This window comes from Candidatus Paceibacterota bacterium (genome assembly GCA_035452965.1).
Lineage (GTDB): Bacteria > Verrucomicrobiota > Verrucomicrobiia > Limisphaerales > UBA8199 > UBA8199.
This window is the reverse complement of sequence record DAOTCE010000011.1, coordinates 93,503-110,891: the sequence shown is the minus strand read 5'-3', so window position 1 is coordinate 110,891 and position 17,389 is coordinate 93,503. Positions and strand designations below refer to the sequence as shown.

Sequence of the window (17,389 nt, the reverse complement as noted above, 5' to 3'; positions counted from 1 at the left end):
GCTATTCATAGACTGGACAGGCAGAGATGATCCCGTGCGGCAATTCCTGGAGATTCGTCCGCAGTGGACCATAAGATTGTTCGAGGAATTCACGGCGCGGCTGGCTAATCCACAGTGAACAGATCGAACACATCCGGTAAGAAAACTATGAAAGCAGCCCTCGCCACCGTCCCCAGTCGCCCGTTCAACCCCTGCGTGCTCGCCCTCGGCCTGTCCCTGGGCCTGGCGCTGGCCCCGTGCAGACTGGCCGCCGCCGACGCCACCAACACCGCCCTTCCGGCCTCGCAGACGCCGCCGCCCACCAAACTCGTCGTTCCGCCGGAGTGGGCTGAGCGGGTCGAGGCAGCCCCGCAAGAGTATCGCTACGATGGACTGCCGCTTGCTGAGGTGGTGGTCCATCTGCAGGAACAATGCAAACACCGGTTCGACGTGTTGATGCCCGAATACATTTCCATTGAGCCGGTCGGCCCCGGGGGGTCCGCAGAGGCGTTTGAGCCGGGCGCGCTGGCCATCAAACTGCGCCTCAAGGATGCCCGCATCGTGGAAGTCTTTCAGGCGATGAACATGCTCTTCGAGCTTGAAGGGGCTCCGGCCCGGTGGGAACTGGTCATGAACGGGCATCGGCCGGTGGCCGTGCTCCGCCCGCTGCCAATCAAGGCCCCTCCGGCCGACCCTGCCCGGAGTTTGGTCGCCGGAGCGAGTGCCCGGGCCGTCAGCCGCAGCGTCATTTTCGTGGGAGACCTGTTGGGCGGAACCGGTGTCAGCGCAATGAAGCCGGATGCGTTGTGCCGGACTCTCGTGGAGACCGCGACCGAAACCCTGGGGCCCTCAGACAGCCGCAAGATCCAGTACCATGCGGGGGCCGAGTTGCTTGTTCTCAGCGGCACGGACGAAGACCTGCGCTTCATGAAGGACGTCCTGGAGGCGCTCAAGGAGAAGTCCGACTACCAGCGGAGACGGGAACCCGCCCCCGCCCCCGACGCCCCGGCGAAGCGCTAACCCGCCTGAGCGGAGAACGCCTGCGCGGGTGGTTATGGCCTCCCCATGCAACTTGCCGCCGCAATGGCCTTGACCCGCGCCGTCGCCTTGCCCGAGCCTGCCGTCATGACGCCCGCCGCGTCCGCCTGCTCCGCGCCCGCCCCCGCCGCCTCGGGCGACACCGATGCGCGCCGCCTGAGCCGGGCGGTGGCGCGCGGTGACGAGGAGGCTTTCCGGCAGCTCTATGATGCTTACGGTGACCGGCTCCTGCGCCTGGCCATGGTCATGGCGCGGGGCGATGCCGCGCTCGCGCGCGACGTCGCCCAATCGGTCTGGCTCATGGCCGCCCGCAAGCTGAAACCGCTGGAGACCGATGCCCATCTTTGGAACTGGCTGGCGCTTGTGGCCCGGCAGCAAACCGCCAAGGCTCTCCGCCGAGCTGGCAGATTCACCGGTGAGGTGAGCCTGGCCGAGATTCCCGATCACCCGGCCCCTGCCGCCGCGGACACGCTCCTGGAGGAATGCCTCGAAGCGGCGGTGCGGAGCCTGGAGGCCGAGGAGCGGCGCCTGGTGGAATGGTTCTACTACGAGCGCCTGACCTGCGACCAGGTCGCCGACCGGTTGGGCACCACGGCCAAGGCCATTTCCAGCCGCTTGGAGCGCGCCCGCGCCAAACTGCGGTCGCTCGTCCAAAGGAGACTTGCGCATGAAGCCTGAACATCACCAACTCCTCCACGACCTGATGGACGGCGCCGACCCGGCCGCCCAGCGCGATACTGTCCTGGCCGCCGGGCAGCGTGTGCTCCGCCGGAAGCGCCACCTGCGCCACCTCACCCACACCCTCGCGGTGACGGCCTTTGTCGGGCTGGCGGTGTTGGTCATCAGCGGGCTCAACGTTCCGCGCCAGCCGGCTGTCGCCACGCGGCCGGCATCACCCGGCTCGTATGGGCAGGAGATTACAGACGACGAACTGCTGGCGCTCTTCCCGGGCACGCCCGTGGGGCTAGTCAAAATCAAGGGCAAGCAGCGGCTTATCTTCCCGCGCCCGGATGACGAGGCCCGGTTCATCCTCCGCCTGTAACCGGCGCCTCGCACCCCCTCACTTGTCCCGGATGTGTTCGTAGATGTTCAGGTAATGCCCGCCCGGGTGGTTCCAGGAGAAATCATAGCGCATGCCGTTGACCATTAGTTCCCGGAAATACTGCGGGTAGGTATACCACATCCCGAGCGCCCGCCGCAGCGCTGACTCGATCCCGGCCGCATCATAGTCGTTGAAAACATAACCGTTGCGCTCGTGGTAAGGCCGCTCGGCATAATTGGCGTCGAACACAGTGTCCGCCAGCCCCCCCACCGAGCGCACGATGGGCACCGCCCCGTACTTTAGCCCGATCATCTGCGTCAATCCACATGGCTCGAACAGGCTCGGCACCAGGATCATCTCCGCCCCGGCATAGACCAGGTGGGACAGCTCTTCGTTGAAGCTCAGTTCGATATGGCAATCCGGGTTGTCGTTATACTGCTGTTTAAGCCGCCAGAAATGATGCCCGATCCCTCCATCCGGGCTCGTCCCCAGCAGCACAAATTGCGTCCCATGCTGCAGGCAGTAATGAATGGCGTGTGTGATCAGCGGGACCCCTTTCTGCCGGTCCAGTCGGCCGACGTAGCACACGATCGGCTTATACACATCCTGCAACCAGAACCGCTGCCGCAGCGCCCGCTTGTTCTCGTACTTGTCCTGGAGCGAGCCGATTCCATAACGCCGCGGGATGTGCCGGTCTATCTCCGGGTTCCAGACCTCGTAATCCACCCCGTTCAAAATGCCCCCCACCTTGCCCCGATGCACCTGCAACGTGTGGCCCAGCCCGAAGTTCTGGTGCGTGTTCAGAATCTCCCAGGCGTAATGTGGTGATACCGTCGTCACGAAGTTCGCATAGACAATTCCCCCTTTCATAAGGTTCAGGGCGCTGTGGTTGAAGTTGTCCTGCAACCGGTCCTGATGGAAGAAGTAGGCGTGCCGGTTCAGCCCGGTGGCCCGCAGCACATACTCACCCGTCACGCCCTGGTGCTGCAAGTTGTGCAGCGTATAGCACACCCGCGGATGCGTCATCCCCGCCCACTTGTACATCTCGTAGAGCAGCACCGGCACCAGCCCCGTCTGCCAGTCGTGGCAGTGGATGATGTCCGGGTGCTTGCCGCTCTTGAGCATGAACTCCAGCGCCGCCTTGCAAAAGAATGCGAACCGCTGGTCGTCATCTCTTTGCCCGTAGAACGTGCCGCGGTGGAAGAAGTTCTGGTCCGAATGCGGCTCGAGGAAGAAGATCTTGCGCCCGTGCACAAATCCGAAATACACGGTGCAATGCACCGCGTGGCCATACCACGGCACCCACAGGTCCTTGAACGAGAGCCGCAAGTCGAAGATCTGGTCATACCGCAGGCAGTCGTACTTGGGCAGGATGATCTCAACCGAGTTGCCTCGAATTTCCAGCTCCCGGCTCAACCCGTACACGACATCCCCCAGCCCGCCCACCTTCGCCACCGGCGCGCACTCACTGGCTATCTGAATAATGTACATTATGCGGTTACCTCGTTACAAAGGTTGCCTGAGCATTTCAGCCCGGCGCTCCATGTAGCCATGCAACTCCTTTGGTCACGGCTTGCGCAGCGCGTTCATTGCCGTGTCCAACAGGTAATACGCCTGCTCCAACTCGTCAAATGACCGATGTACCCAGCGGCTGCCCCAATAGAAATTGCAGCTCGTCTCCGCCGTCAGCAAGTGATCAAACGCCCGCACAATTAAATGTCGCACCTCCTCCGGTTTGGCCAGCCCGGCCTGCCGCTGGTCGAAACCCCGCTTCACCTGCCAGTAATACTCGCTGGCCCGCCGCACCTCGTCCCAGCCCTTCTTCTGCAGGAGCGAACCTGTCCATTGCGTGAAGTCGCCCCCCCAGTGGTGCTCCGTGTTCCACGCTCCGGGATGCACCTCCACTTCCTCCGTCGGGGGATGCCGCTCCAAATATTGGCTGATGTGGATGGGCGTGAACCCCAGCGTGCCCGCCCGAAACCGGTCGAGGATCGGCCGGTAGAAGAAGCCCCAGAACCCGCTCTCGACCTTGGTCGTGCGGAACCATCCCCCGTTCTCGCCATCAGTCCAGGTTGTCACCAGCGCCGGGAAATTGCAGTGCTTGGTCCGCTCGTACACCTCATGCTGGAACCAGCCCGGGTCCGTGCCCGAAAGCTGCGCGTTCGACAGCTCCCGGTCTCGCGGCACCACAATGATCTCCGCCCCTCCGTAGCGCGCCCGGTAAGGCCGATACCGCAGCTCTTCCCATCGCATCTCCCGCTGCGGCTTGATGTAGATCGAATCCACAAGCACATACTTGTAGCCGTGCCGCGCCAGCAGCGGGATCATCTCCATGCAAAAGCCCATCTCCGGCGGCCAGAACCCCGCGAACTTCTCCCGACCCAGCAAATGCCGACCCAGCCCCTGCCACCATTCCGTCTGCGCGTCCCAGTCCGCCGGCGGTGCCAGCGGATACACCGGGTGATACAACCCGCTGCCCAGGAACTCGATGTTCGACCGCTGAAACCGGCTCAGGAAGTCCTCCACGTTCACCACGTCCCCGAATGTCTGCCGCACCCCGTTGTCCTCGAGTTGCTTGAGCAGGGTGCCGGAGAAACTCACGTGCAGACGCGCCACGTCCTCATAACCCTCCAACATCCGCGTGGTCCGGTCGTAGCACCAGAGGATTTGCCTCGCCTCCCAGCTCTCGCCCGAATTATGCAGCGCCACCAGATTCCCCAGTGGCTGGTGCATATGCAGCCCCAATGCATGATAGACTTCCGCCATAATCAGCTTCGGGCTTCATCGGTGAGTCCCCCTGACCCTAAGCCCGCGTCGTTCCTGCCGCCAGCGGCGTCCCCACCGGCGACAGCGTCTTGGACTGCGCCGGCAGAGCGCAGCGGCGACGGCGCTTTGTCTCTTGGCTCGCTGCTTCTCACCGTTTCTTCTCCCTTGCTCAGAAGCAGCACCTTCTCCCGCCGATCGGCAAGCAGCGCAGAACCAGATTGTCTCGGGGCTGCTTGCCTTGTCCCCTCTTCCTGCGGGAAAGAGCCAGGGTGAGGGGAAGCCAACGACCTCACACTGGTGGGGTTGGCAACCGCCTTGGCTCCGGGACGCGCCACCGGCTCCTGCTCCGGCGCCGTCTGCGCGTCCGCAGCCGTTGTGTCCGTTACTCGCTCCGGCCTGAATACCAGGATGCTCAGCGGCGGCAATACAAACTCCGCCGAGCACTTCTGTCCGTGCCAGGGGCGGTCCGCCGCCACGACACCGCCCAGGTTTCCCATGTTGCTCCCCCCATAGACCGCCGCGTCACTGTTCAACAGCTCCCGCCACTTGCCCGCCCGCGGCAGCCCCACACGATATTGCTGGCGGGGGACCGGCGTCAGGTTCGCGATCACGACCAGCTCGTGGAAATGCTCAGCGTCCTGCCGCAGAAACGACAGCACGCTGTTCATGTGGTCCGAGCAGTCAATCCAACGGAACCCGTCCTGTTCGTAATCCGACTTCCATAGCGCCGGCTCTGCCAGGTACAGCCTGTTGAGGTCCTCCATGAACTGCTGCAGGCCGCGGTGATACGGCCCCGCCTCCAGCAGCCTCCAGTCGAGCTCCGCGTTGGCGTCCCACTCGGCGCGCTGCCCAAATTCCCCGCCCATGAACAGCAGTTTCTTCCCTGGAAACAGCCCTTGATATCCCAGCAGCACCCTGAGGTTGGCAAACTTCTGCCAATCGTCCCCCGGCATTCGCCCCAGCAACGAGCGCTTGCCGTGCACCACCTCGTCGTGCGAAAGCGGCAGGATGAAGTTCTCGTGGTGGTGGTAAAGCATCGCAAACGTCAGGTCGTTCTGGTGGTATTTCCGGTGCACGGGGTCGCGGCTGAAATAGCCCAATGTGTCGTGCATCCAACCCATGTTCCATTTGAAGGTGAATCCCAGCCCGCCCACATACGGTGGCCGTGTAACCTGGGGCCAGGCGGTGGACTCTTCGGCGATGGTCATCACACCGGGAAACTCCGTGTGCACCAAGTAGTTGAACCGCCGGATGAACTCGATGGCCTCCAAATTTTCTCGCCCGCCGTATTGATTTGGGATCCATTGCCCCGGCTTGCGCGAATAGTCCAGGTAAAGCATCGAGGCCACCGCGTCCACTCGCAGACCGTCCACGTGAAAGCGGTCGCACCAGAATAGCGCGTTGGCCAGCAGGAAATTCACCACCTCGTGGCGTCCATAGTTAAAGATCAAGGTGCCCCAATCCTGGTGCGCCCCGCGGCGCGGATCTTCATGTTCGTAGAGGGCGGTCCCGTCAAACCGCGCCAGCGCCCAGTCATCGCGCGGGAAGTGGGCTGGCACCCAGTCAATGATCACGCCCACGCCGGCCTGGTGCAGCTCATTGATCAGAAACTGGAGGTCCTCGGGCGTGCCATAGCGGCTGGTGGGCGCGTAGAAGCCCGTCACCTGGTAGCCCCATGACGGGTAATAGGCGTGCTCCGCAACCGGCATGAATTCCACGTGCGTGTAACCCATCTGCTTCACGTACCGGATGAGCGGATTGGCCAGCGCCCGGTAGCCCAGTGATTCCGTGGCAGTCTTCTTCCGCCAGGATCCCAGGTGGACCTCGTAGATGTTCAACGGGGCGCGCAGAGGATCACGCTGGCGTCGCTGCTTCAACCATGCGGCATCCGTCCACCCAAACTTGCGGTTGTTCCACACCCGCGCCGCAGTCTTAGGTCCCGTCTCGAAGTAGAATCCATAGGGATCAGTCTTCAGCACGACTCGACCATTCGCCTGACGCACCTCGTATTTGTAGTTCATCCCCTCACCCACCCCCGGAACAAAGATCTCCCACACCCCCGCCCCCCCCAGGGGACGCATCTGATGACGGCGCCCATCCCAGTGGTTGAAATCGCCCACCACGCTCACGCGCTGGGCCTTGGGCGCCCAAACCGCGAAGCTGGCACCCGTCACACCGTCAATCGAGCGCAACTGCGCCCCGAGCTTCTCGTAAGCCCGCCGATCGTCCCCTTTGCCGAAAAGGTATAAATCCGCGTCTCCCAGCGTCGGCAGAAAGGAGTACGGGTCGCGGGTGCGTCGCACCCGGCCTTCCTGGTCTGTAATCACCAGTTCATAGCTATAGACGTGCTTCGCCTCGGTTGTGACCCCCTCGAACAGGCCGGCCCGATGCAGGCGCGTCAGTTTGATCGTCGGCTTATCTTTCTCGCGCACCGGTTGGACTTCGACCTTTGCGGCTTCAGGCAGCAACGCCCGCGCTACCACACCGCTGCCATCGCCCAACGGGTGCATCCCAAGCAACGCATGAGGAGTGCGTTGTTTGACTTCGATTAAACTCTGGAGCTCTGCCTGGGTCAGAAGCATGGTTTGGACAATCTAGCAGCTGGCCAGAAATTTGCACCGGTAAAATCCACACTTCCGCGGCGTCGCGGCATCTTCCCGTTATTTCCTCGGCCACCTGTCCTCTGCCATGGGCAGGTGAAGCTGCTGACTGATAGACTTTACTCGGCAAACTCCAGCCACCCGAACGATGCCGGAACGTGGAAGTCCGGCTCCTCAGTCTTTGGATCCACCCAACTTATCCACTCTTCAATCGGTGGTGGCCCGTCCACCTTCCGGCCCAGGTTATGCAGGCTTTCCTTTTGTTCCACCGCGCGCCCGCTCCGGTCATGGCTGAACTCTGCCCGGTACAATCCGCACCGGACCTTCACTCCCGGTTTGATGGGGGGGAAGCCCAGTCTTGCCAGACTCCGCAATGGAATGCGCCCCTCGATCTCGTACCCATTGGCCGACGGCGCGCCTCTCGTCTCCAGCCCCTTGAACTTCCACTTTGCATCCAACTTCCGGTAATATGATCCGCGGTAGTCAAACATCCGCCCCCGCGAGTCCACCTCGAAACAGTAGTAGTCTTTCAGCTGGTCATCCCGGCTCAAGTACACTTCCACGCGGTCCTCAAACACCTCGTCCGCTTCATCCCGCAGCCGGTCCAGCGCCACAATGTCCGCATCCTGCACGCGGAAGGTGAAATAGAGGTTCGCCCCATCGCACAACGCGCGAAACTGCGTCGGCGGCGCCGGCGCCTGTTTCCAGGGAAAGACAAATCGCTTTTCCACTGCAGCCTTGTTCCACGCCGGCTCATCCGCTTGCCCGTCCAGCACTATCTTCGCCCTCGGCAGCCACCGCACCTGATACGTCTGCGCTGACGCTTTCCCGGGTGCCGGCTCCCCGGCATTCGTCCCCATCGCCACCATCCAAGCCGCTACACCATTTAATGCTGCTGCCCAAATTGCGTGCGTCTTCATTCATTCCAGCCTGCGATGAGCCTCCCCCCATTGCAAGCCTGACCCGCTTACGATTCGTTGCGATCGGCTATTGGCAATTGGCAATTGGAAATCGCTCCCCGACCCTCTATGTTCCCCACAATGAACATTTTGGATGAACTCCAATGGCGCGGCTTGTTGACCGACTGCACCGATGCGCCGGAGCTGACCAAACGCGTCAGCCCCGGCCCGATCACGGTGTATTGCGGGTTCGATCCCACTGCCGACAGCTTGCACGTGGGACACCTCGTGCCGCTGCTGGCCTTGCGCCGGTTTCAGCTGTTCGGGCACCATCCCCTCCCTCTCGCCGGGGGGGCCACCGGGTCCATCGGCGACCCCAGCGGCAAGACCCAGGAGAGGCAGTTGCTCACCAAGGAAGTCCTGGCCAACAATATCTCCAAGGTGAAGCAACAGCTCCGCCGCCTGCTCGACTTCGACACGCCGGCCAATCCCGCCCGCCTGCTCGACAACTCCGCCTGGACCGACTCCGTCAGCTACCTCGATTTCCTGCGCGATATCGGCAAGCATTTCTCAGTCAACCAGATGGTCGCCAAGGAAAGTGTGCGCGCCCGCATGGAGGACCGCGAGGCGGGCATCAGTTACACCGAGTTCAGCTACATGCTCCTGCAGGCGTTTGACTTCTACGTGCTGTGCCGCGATTACAATTGCGAGCTGCAGATTGGCGGGAGCGACCAATGGGGCAACATCACCGCCGGTATTGACCTCACCCGCAAGAAACTTGGACGCGCGGTATATGGCCTCACCCTGCCGCTCATCACCAATGCCGATGGCACCAAGTTTGGCAAGACGGCCGCTGGTGCCGTGTGGCTCGACCCGGCTCGCACCAGTGTTTACCGGTTCTACCAGTTCTGGATTCGCACGGACGACCGGGATGTGGTGCGCTACCTGAAGTACTTCACCTTCCTCAAGCAGGACGAAATTGCCGGGCTGGAGAAGCAACACACCGACAACCCGGGCGCCCGCATCGCGCACCAGGCACTGGCCAGGGCGGTCACCGACCTGTTTCACGGTCCGGACGCGACGACGGAAGCTGTGCGCGCCAGTGAAATACTGTTCGGTGGCGAGTTGTCCGGCGTCTCCGAAACCACTTTCAACGAGATTGTGGGCGAGGTGCCTACGATAGAAGTTGGCCAAGCGGAGCTTGACGGAGCAGGCAAACCGCTCGTCGAATTGCTTGTGCGCGGCGGTCTTTGCCCGTCCAAAGGCCAGGCGCGGAAGGACATCGAGGGCGGCGGTGTCTATGTCAACAACCAGCGCGAAGCGGCCAACCAGCGCACGATTACGGCCAAAGACCTGCTCTTTGGCAGGCATCTGCTCCTGCGCAAAGGCAAGCGCAACTACGTCGTCTTGACCGCCAAATAAGTCACGGCCGGTCGGCGGGGAAGCACCACCTATGAGCAAATTGCTGTTGATTGACGACGAAGCGGACGTGCAATACTCCTTCCGCCGGATCTTCGATTCGCCGGAGATCGAGTTGAGCACCGCTTCCAGCGGCGAGGAGGGTCTGCGGATCGTCCCCAAACTCAAACCCGACCTTGTTATCATGGACGTGCGCATGGGGGGGCTCAGCGGCCTGGAGACTCTGCGGCGGCTCCGGCAAACCGACCCCAAGCTGCTGGTCATCCTTATGACCGCCTACGGCACGACCCAAACGGCCATCGAGGCAATGAAACTCGGCGCCTACGATTACCTGCTCAAGCCGTTCGATGTGCCAAAGCTCAAGGAAGTTGTTTTCGACGCATTTAAAGCCGCGCGCGACATGCGCCAGGTTGTTTCGTACCAGCCGCTGCTGGAGAAGGAAGACTACGAATTGGGCATCATCGGGCGCAGCGAGCCGATGCAGCAGGTTTTCAAGCTCATCGGCCAACTTGCCGCCTCGGACGCCACTGCGCTGATCAGCGGCGAAAGCGGCACCGGCAAAGAACTGGTGGCGCGGGCTATCTACCATCACAGCAACCGCAGCCAGCAGCCGTTCCTGGCGGTCAATTGCGCCGCCATTCCGGAACAACTGCTCGAAAGCGAGTTGTTTGGACACGAGCGCGGCGCGTTCACCGGCGCGACGCTCCAGCGCATCGGCAAGTTCGAGCAGTGCGACCGCGGTACCCTGTTCCTCGATGAGATTGGCGACATGACGCCCACCACCCAGACCAAAATACTCCGGGTGCTGCAGTCCGGGACATTCGAGCGTGTGGGAGGCAACGTGCCGATCAAAGTTGACGTGCGCATCATCGCCGCTACCAACCGGTCGCTGGAACAGGCTGTGGCCGCGCGCCAGTTTCGGGAGGATCTGTTCTACCGGCTGAACGTCGTTCGGGTGCACGTCCCGCCGCTGCGCGATCGGCGCGAGGACATCCGCTTGCTGGTGAATTACTTTCTCAGGACTTTCGCCAAAGACCAGCCCGGTGCCCCGAAATCCATTGCGCCCGGCGTGGTCCGGACGCTGGAGAAATACCACTGGCCCGGCAATGTGCGTGAATTGGAGAACGTAGTCCGCCGCGCTCTCGTCGTGGCCAAGGGGGAGGCGATTCTCCCGGGCGACCTGCCGTCGGAAATCACCGGACAAGGCGGTCCCGCTGGCGTTATGGTTGCCGTTCCCTCGACGACCGTTCAAAGTGGCGCATCGGACATCGCCGCCATGGCGCGGCAATTGTTCCATTGGGCGCGTCGCGATCCGAAATTGGCAGTCCTGCCGGCAGTGGAGCGCGAACTGGTTATCCAGGCGCTCAAAGAGACTGGCGGCAACCAGATCCAGGCCGCCAAGCTGCTAGGCATCACCCGGGCGACCCTGCGCAAACGGATCGAGAAGTTTGGAATCCAGCGAGAGCTCAATATCACGTAATCGCCGACATCAGAAGACGCATTTATTCACTCCGGCCAGGCGCTGGCTAGCGTTAGCAGCTACTCGGAACGGGTGATCGCCGAAGTGGCTGCTCAACTCGCGGCCAGTATCTCCTGGACGAAAGGATTCGTTTGCCGTTCCACCTGCAATGTGGTCGCCGGGCCGTGTCCCCCGAGCAACCGCGTCGCCGCGGGCAGGTCCATGACCCTGCGGATCGAAGCTTCCATCTGCTGCCGGTCGGAGTCCGGCAAATCTGTCCGCCCAATCGAGCCGCCAATAATCAAATCGCCGCCCACTAAGACTTTTTCCCCCGGAATGTAATACACCACATGCCCCGGCGAATGCCCCGGAGTATGCAAGACTGTGACCTCCAGCGATCCAATTCTCAATTTCTGGTTGTCGGCGAGGGTTGCGTCCACTTTCACTGGGGGAATTACGAATGGGATTCCAAACATACGCGTCTGCGCATCTGGCCGCTTCGCCTTGGCCTCGTCCAGCGCGTGGAGAAGGATCTTGGCGTCCGGAAACCTCTGCCGCAAAACCGTATGATCGGCGAAGTGGTCGAAGTGACCGTGCGTTAGCCACAATCCGATTAGCTCCCAGCCATGCGCGGCTGCCTCTTCGAGCAGTGGGGCAGTCGTATGGTCCGGCGCATCGAAGAGCACCGCTTGCCTGGCAACCTCGTCCGCGATCAGGTAGCAATTCGTCATGGCGACGCCTCCGGTTCTGGTTAGTAGCATCATGCCAGTAGAGTATCTATCCGATTTATGAACAGCCAGCCCTGCCTTTTTGCGGATGCGGCGACGAATATTCCATGTCTTGCCCAACCCCGATTAGAAGGTTGCGTTAGGTCACCGGTCTGGCCCACATTGAGCCCAGACGATTTGGCCTTCCGGGCTCATAATGACAACTTCGGTATGATATAATGGAACAGATTAAGACGATAATCCTCTCCCACGGCTCAATGGTGGTTGTTGCAGTTCTTGGCATCATCGCCTTGGTGCTGGCTTTCAAAATCGCTCATTTCATTGGCCGGCTGCTGCTGGGTGCACTTGCGCTGGCTGCACTGGGGGGCGCAATCTGGTGGTTCTTTTTGCGAACCTGAGCTCAGCCGGATCGCCTCGCCGCAGCTGCTCGCCTCTTTGCCAGGACTGGGGGCAGGGGCGCGGGTGATCGATTCGGGTCTCGCTCCCACGCGCTGGTTGACTGGTTGACTGCTCCGCACGTTTCTTATTCAATCGCCTCATGCAATTTGAAACCCTGAAGGCCTTCTGTGATCTGGCCGAGACCGGGAGTTTCACGAGGACGGCGCAAATCAACCACGTTAGCCAATCCGCCGTCAGCCAGACAATCTGTGCGTTGGAGCGGCATTTCAACGTGCTGCTCCTCGAGCGCGGCAAGAAGGGTTTCCGGCTCACTGCGGAAGGCGAAGTGCTTTACAACTGTAGCAGGGAGATCCTCCAGAGTTACGCCGCCCTTAACAGCCGCCTGCAGGAGATCAGGCATGTCATCTCCGGCGAGATCCGTATCTCCACGGTTTACAGCCTTGGGCTGCACGACTTGCCTCCTTACGTCAAACGGTTCATGAAGCAGCACCCTGCGGTGAAGATCCACGTCGAGTACCGCCGCGCCAGCCAGGTGTATGAAGACTTGTTGGGCAATATCGTGGACCTGGGCCTGGTGGCATTCCCGGCGCAGCATCCGAAACTGGAGATTGTCCCGTTGCGGAACGAGCCACTGGTGCTCGCCTGCCATCCGCAACACCCCCTGGCACGGCTTGCGCGCATCCGGCTCAAGGCGTTGAACGGTGTAAAGGTCATCAGCTTTGGACCGGATATGCCAACGCGCAAGGCCCTGGATAAGATCTTCAACGGCGAGCGTGTGGAGGTGCAGCATGTCATGGAGTTCGACAACATCGAAACGGTTAAGCGAGCCGTGGAATTGGATTGCGGCGTGGCACTTGTGCCGGAGGTCACGATCCGGCAGGAGATAGCCAGCCAAACCCTTGCAGCGGTGCCGCTCGAAGGCAACTACCTCCGGCCGCTGGCAGCCATGCACCGGAAAACCAAAGTGCTGTCACCGGCCATCAAACACTTTCTCGCCCTGCTCAAAGAGCCGGCGTGAAGGGGCTGATCACTCTCCGATCTACTCGGGCGCTCCCTTGCAGTAATTGACGCCGAGATACTCGAGCCGCTGCAATTGGGGCTGCAAACGGTTGGCAAAACCCTCCCAATTGCGTGCTGCCATCGGCGACCAGGTGACCTCAGCCAGCGCGCACAATCGCGGGAAGATTTTGTACTGAGCGTGCTTGAAGTTGGGAACATACTCGGTCCACAGGTTGCCCTGCGCGCCGAGAATGCGCGCCTGGTGCTGCGGGTTGAGCTTTTCCGGAATGGGTTCAAAGGAGTAAACTCTACTCAGCGGCAGGTAATTGCCGACGGGCCTTGGTTCGATGGCGCTATTGGTGGACTGAAAGTAGTCCAGGTAGCAGTATCCGGTCGGCGACATGACAACGTCGTGTCCCGCGCTAGCGGCTTCGACGGCGCCCCCAATCCAATCCATCACCACGGCGTTCTGGGCCAGCCCGCCTTCGCGGATCTCACTCCAGCCGATCAGCGTGCGTCCCCGGGCATTGATGAACTGCTCGACGCGGCGGATGAAATAGCTCTGCAGTTCCTGCTCATTCTTCAGGCCTTCCTTTTGAATGCGGGCCTGGCACCGGCCGCATTTCCTCCAATTATCCTTAGGCACCTCATCCCCGCCGATGTGGATAAACCTGCCGGGGAAGACCTCGCAGACTTCAGCTATTACATTCTGCAGAAACTCAAAGGTCTCCTCCTTGCCGGCACAGTAGACGCCAGCGAAAACCCCGCCTTTGGTGTTTGGCGTATAGGGTCCGCCGCTGCAGCTCAATTCCGGATGCGCCGATAGCGCCGCGCTTGCGTGCCCCGGCATTTCAAGCTCCGGAACAATGGTGATGTGCCGTGCGGCAGCATAGGCAATAATCTCGCGCAGGTCTGCCTTGGTGTAATAGCCGCCATACCGTCCGTCTCTGCCGTAAGCGGTGCTAAGTCCCGGGTCCAGGCCGAAGCCCGCCTCATCCCGCCACGCGCCTACCCGCGTGAGGCGGGGATACTTCTTGATTTGAATGCGCCAACCCTGGTCGTCGGTCAGGTGTATCTGGAGCATGTTGATCTTGTGCAATGCCAGCTCATCCAGCAGTTGCTTGACCTCGGCCTTGGTGAAGAAATGCCGCGCCACATCGAACAACAGCCCGCGCCACTTGAAACGTGGCTGGTCCTCAATTTGGCCGCAGGGGATGGTCCAGACCTGGCCAGGGATCGGTTCGGGAGCAAAGACCTCGGGTGGCAGCAGCTGCAGCAAGGTCTGGACACCGTAGAAAATCCCCGCCTGGCCAGGGGCCCGAATTATGATCGAGTCTGGAGCAACGGTCATTTCGTAACCTTCCGGCCCCAACGCCGACCTGGTGTCCTTCGTGGTCAGGACGATTGTTCCTTCAATCGCACGCGGTTCCGTGCGGGAGATGACGTTGAGTCGGTAGCCAGTTCCCTTGCGGACTCGCTCGGCAAAGTGCCGGCCCGCATCTAGCGAGGCGCGGTCCACCAGGATCTTCGTCCTCGGCTGGAGTCTGAACACTCCTTCCTGCGACTCCACTTTCCAGGGCAGCGGTATGACGCGGGGGGATTCTGCGGCAAGCAGGGGCGCCACCAGGAGCGAGCAGAGGATCGGAGCAATCAGATGTTTCATTTGCCGGCGTTTGAAGGATTCTTGCTGGCCCAGAGCTGGTTAATCACGTAAAGCAGGACCAGACCGCTGAGGACAAACACGACCAGCAGCAGCAGCGCTAATCCCATGCGACCGTAGAGGAAGTTGCCGACTGTGAACAGCGACGACCAGATGACCGTGCAACCCGCCGACCAGCCCAACAGCGCCAGCGGAATGTTCTCGTGCGTGGCGGCGGCTTCCTGCTCCGAAATGCCCGCTTCCTGCCGGATTTGCTTCCAGCCGGGGCCGAAGGGGCGGACTTTCTTATAGAACTCGACCAGCGTCCGGCGATCGGTCTGCGGGCCGAAGAAGGCCGTCAGCATCCAGCAAACCGTGGTGACCGCGATGGTTATCAACAGCGCGTAGTGCGTGCTGAACTCCACGCCGCTTTGAGTCTTGAGGATCAACAGGATCAGTGAAACGCCGAAGGAGCTGATCATGGCCACCACCTCGCACCAGGCGGTGATGCGCCACCAAAACCAGCGCAGCAGATAGAGCAGGCCGGTGCCGGCGCCGACCTGCAGGATGATATCGAAGGCGGACTTGGCCGAGTCCAGCAGATAGACCATGCCGCTGGCGCAAACGAATAGCCCTACGGTAGTCAGCCGGCCGACGAACACGTAATGCTTCTCCGAGGCACCCTTGTTAACGAAGCGCTGATAGAAATCATGCACCAGGTAGGACGATCCCCAGTTCAAGTGCGTCAGGACGGTCGAAGAGTTGGCGGCGATGAGCCCCCCGACCATCAGGCCGATGAAACCAACCGGCAGGAACTTCAGCATGGCCGGATAAGCGATGTCGTGCCCCAGCAGCTTCGGGTCGAGGTTCGGGAAGGCATTCTTGATATCCGACAGCTCCGGGTACACCAGCAGCGAGCACAAAGCCACCAGAATCCACGGCCAGGGGCGCAGGACGTAATGCGCCACGTTGAAGAAGAGAACCGCGCCCAGCGAATCCTTCTCCGACTTCGAGGCCAGCATGCGTTGGGCAATGTAACTGCCGCCGCCCGGCTCGGCTCCCGGGTACCACGTCGCCCACCATTGGACCGCAATGGGCATCACGAAGATCGCGATGGCCATGTCCCAGTTGTTCTTAAAGTCGGGCAGGACGTTCAAGTAGTGCAACATGCTCTGGCCGTCCGGGGCGAGCATCGGCGCGGAGAGCTTCTCGACCATCACGTGCAGCCCCCCGATATGCTGGACGGCAAAGTAGGCCGCGGCGATCACCGCGGTCATCTTGATGAAGAACTGGATCATATCAATGACCAGCACGCCCCACAGCCCCGAATGGGCGGCGAACACCACGTTAAGCGTGCCGCATAGCAGCAGCGTCTGCCACCGCGGCAGGCCAAACAGGACGTTGGCGATCTTGCACGCCGCCAGGTTCACCGATGCCAGGATGACGCAGTTGAAGAATAGCCCGAGGTACATTGAACGGAAGCCGCGCACAACACTCGCCGCCTTGCCCGAGTAACGAATCTCGTAGAATTCCAGGTCGGTCATCACCTCTGAGCGCCGCCACATCCGGGCATAGAAGAAGACCGTGGCGACGCCAGTGAGCACGAACGCCCACCAAACCCAGTTGCCCGCGACGCCCTTTTGCCGGACGATGTCAGTCACCAGGTTGGGCGTGTCGCTGCTGAAGGTGGTGGCGACCATGGACAGTCCGGCCAGCCACCACGGCACCGCCCGGCCCGAGACAAAGAACTCGGTGGTGTTCCTGCCCGCCCGCTTTCCGAAAAACAGCGCCGGCACGAAGCAGATCACCAGGGTCGCAAGGACGATGAGCCAGTCAATCAACTGTAATCGCATATCAGAGTTGTGTTTGCGGCGTGCGCGTCAGTGGCCCAAGACGCTAACGGCCTTTGCTAATGAAAACAAGGCTGATGCGGAAGCCACTTGCGGATGGCGTAAGAGGTTGTGGGTGACCGAGTGCCGAATTCCGAGGTCGAGAAACAGTGGCAGCATCTCGACCATGTGAGCCGCCACCGCCGGAGCGGCCGGAGGAGGCCCGATTGCTCATGGGCCACAAACTTGCGTCGCCTGCCGAAGTCCGTCGGCAAGAAACACCATGACTGAGCGTATTACCCTACGGAATGAAGACACTACTCAACCAATACCTAGCACAGATCGAGGTGAGGGAAAGCCCGCAATGCGGCAATATTGTGATTTTCCCGCTCTCCACTCACCGCGATTGCCCGCCCGAATATCTGGCCTTTACGGAGGCCATGTTGGCGTCAAGACCGGTCAGTGCAGAGATGATTCACAACGACGTTCACTGCGGCGAGAACCATCCGTTCGTGAGGCAGGCAATCGCGGGCGCCGCGCTGTTGGCCGGAGCCAAAGCCGTTCACCTGAACCTGCAACGGAACTAACCCGCC

15 protein-coding genes are annotated in these 17,389 nt (G+C 61.3%); 8 read left to right on the top strand and 7 right to left on the bottom strand.

What is annotated here, in order from left to right; genetic code table 11:
- The first annotated feature begins 147 nt into the window (after nucleotides 1-147).
- The 3 genes from P5205_11165 (at nucleotide 148) to P5205_11155 (ending at nucleotide 2,059) form a co-directional block, all read left to right on the top strand.
- The gene (locus P5205_11165; GenBank protein ID HSA10917.1) at nucleotides 148-999 is read left to right on the top strand and encodes a hypothetical protein; all 852 of its coding nucleotides are present in this window, start codon (nucleotides 148-150) and stop codon (nucleotides 997-999) included.
- Between the two features lie 63 nt (nucleotides 1,000-1,062).
- Nucleotides 1,063-1,695, top strand: coding sequence for a sigma-70 family RNA polymerase sigma factor (locus P5205_11160; GenBank protein ID HSA10916.1), 633 nt, complete (start codon nucleotides 1,063-1,065; stop codon nucleotides 1,693-1,695).
- Entirely contained in the window at nucleotides 1,685-2,059 is a 375-nt protein-coding gene (locus P5205_11155; GenBank protein HSA10915.1) for a hypothetical protein, read from the top strand. Before P5205_11160 ends, P5205_11155 begins: the two co-directional genes overlap by 11 nt.
- 18 nt (nucleotides 2,060-2,077) lie before the next feature.
- Here the strand turns inward: P5205_11155 and P5205_11150 are convergent, their stop codons facing one another.
- From P5205_11150 to P5205_11135, 4 genes are all read right to left on the bottom strand, one after another.
- On the bottom strand, nucleotides 2,078-3,550 hold the full coding sequence (locus P5205_11150; GenBank protein ID HSA10914.1) for a glycogen synthase: 1,473 nt from the start codon (nucleotides 3,548-3,550) through the stop codon (nucleotides 2,078-2,080).
- A 75-nt stretch (nucleotides 3,551-3,625) separates the two neighbouring features.
- On the bottom strand, nucleotides 3,626-4,792 hold the full coding sequence (locus P5205_11145) for a glycoside hydrolase family 57 (GenBank protein ID HSA10913.1): 1,167 nt from the start codon (nucleotides 4,790-4,792) through the stop codon (nucleotides 3,626-3,628).
- 35 nt (nucleotides 4,793-4,827) lie between these two features.
- Nucleotides 4,828-7,407: a 1,4-alpha-glucan branching protein GlgB gene (glgB, locus tag P5205_11140; GenBank protein ID HSA10912.1), complete on the bottom strand. Its 2,580-nt coding sequence runs from the start codon at nucleotides 7,405-7,407 to the stop codon at nucleotides 4,828-4,830.
- A 137-nt stretch (nucleotides 7,408-7,544) separates the two neighbouring features.
- Nucleotides 7,545-8,345 (bottom strand): carbohydrate-binding family 9-like protein, encoded by an 801-nt coding sequence (locus P5205_11135; protein ID HSA10911.1) that lies wholly within the window; start codon nucleotides 8,343-8,345, stop codon nucleotides 7,545-7,547.
- 120 nt (nucleotides 8,346-8,465) lie between these two features.
- Between P5205_11135 and tyrS the strand changes: the two genes are divergently transcribed.
- Together tyrS and P5205_11125 are read left to right on the top strand one after the other, a co-directional pair.
- A complete protein-coding gene (gene tyrS / locus P5205_11130) occupies nucleotides 8,466-9,746 on the top strand; it encodes a tyrosine--tRNA ligase (protein ID HSA10910.1) in 1,281 nt (426 codons plus the stop codon).
- Between the two features lie 31 nt (nucleotides 9,747-9,777).
- Nucleotides 9,778-11,223 (top strand): sigma-54 dependent transcriptional regulator, encoded by a 1,446-nt coding sequence (locus P5205_11125; GenBank protein HSA10909.1) that lies wholly within the window; start codon nucleotides 9,778-9,780, stop codon nucleotides 11,221-11,223.
- Between the two features lie 92 nt (nucleotides 11,224-11,315).
- Here the strand turns inward: P5205_11125 and P5205_11120 are convergent, their stop codons facing one another.
- Complete coding sequence (locus P5205_11120) at nucleotides 11,316-11,966, bottom strand: MBL fold metallo-hydrolase (GenBank protein ID HSA10908.1); 651 nt, start codon at nucleotides 11,964-11,966, stop codon at nucleotides 11,316-11,318.
- Nucleotides 11,967-12,148: 182 nt separating this feature from the next.
- Between P5205_11120 and P5205_11115 the strand changes: the two genes are divergently transcribed.
- Nucleotides 12,149-12,328: a hypothetical protein gene (locus P5205_11115; protein HSA10907.1), complete on the top strand. Its 180-nt coding sequence runs from the start codon at nucleotides 12,149-12,151 to the stop codon at nucleotides 12,326-12,328.
- Between the two features lie 140 nt (nucleotides 12,329-12,468).
- Complete coding sequence (locus P5205_11110) at nucleotides 12,469-13,347, top strand: LysR family transcriptional regulator (GenBank protein HSA10906.1); 879 nt, start codon at nucleotides 12,469-12,471, stop codon at nucleotides 13,345-13,347.
- A 21-nt stretch (nucleotides 13,348-13,368) separates the two neighbouring features.
- Here the strand turns inward: P5205_11110 and P5205_11105 are convergent, their stop codons facing one another.
- Both P5205_11105 and P5205_11100 read right to left on the bottom strand, forming a co-directional pair.
- A complete protein-coding gene (locus P5205_11105; protein ID HSA10905.1) occupies nucleotides 13,369-14,991 on the bottom strand; it encodes a beta-N-acetylhexosaminidase in 1,623 nt (540 codons plus the stop codon).
- Nucleotides 14,988-16,820 carry a Na+:solute symporter gene (locus P5205_11100; GenBank protein ID HSA10904.1) on the bottom strand — a complete coding sequence of 611 codons (1,833 nt, stop codon included), beginning with the start codon at nucleotides 16,818-16,820 and terminating at the stop codon, nucleotides 14,988-14,990. The genes P5205_11105 and P5205_11100 overlap by 4 nt, the downstream gene beginning before the upstream one ends.
- A gap of 284 nt (nucleotides 16,821-17,104) precedes the next feature.
- On the opposite strand from P5205_11100, the gene P5205_11095 reads away from it, so the two are divergent.
- Nucleotides 17,105-17,383 carry a hypothetical protein gene (locus P5205_11095; GenBank protein HSA10903.1) on the top strand — a complete coding sequence of 93 codons (279 nt, stop codon included), beginning with the start codon at nucleotides 17,105-17,107 and terminating at the stop codon, nucleotides 17,381-17,383.
- Nucleotides 17,384-17,389: the final 6 nt, after the last annotated feature.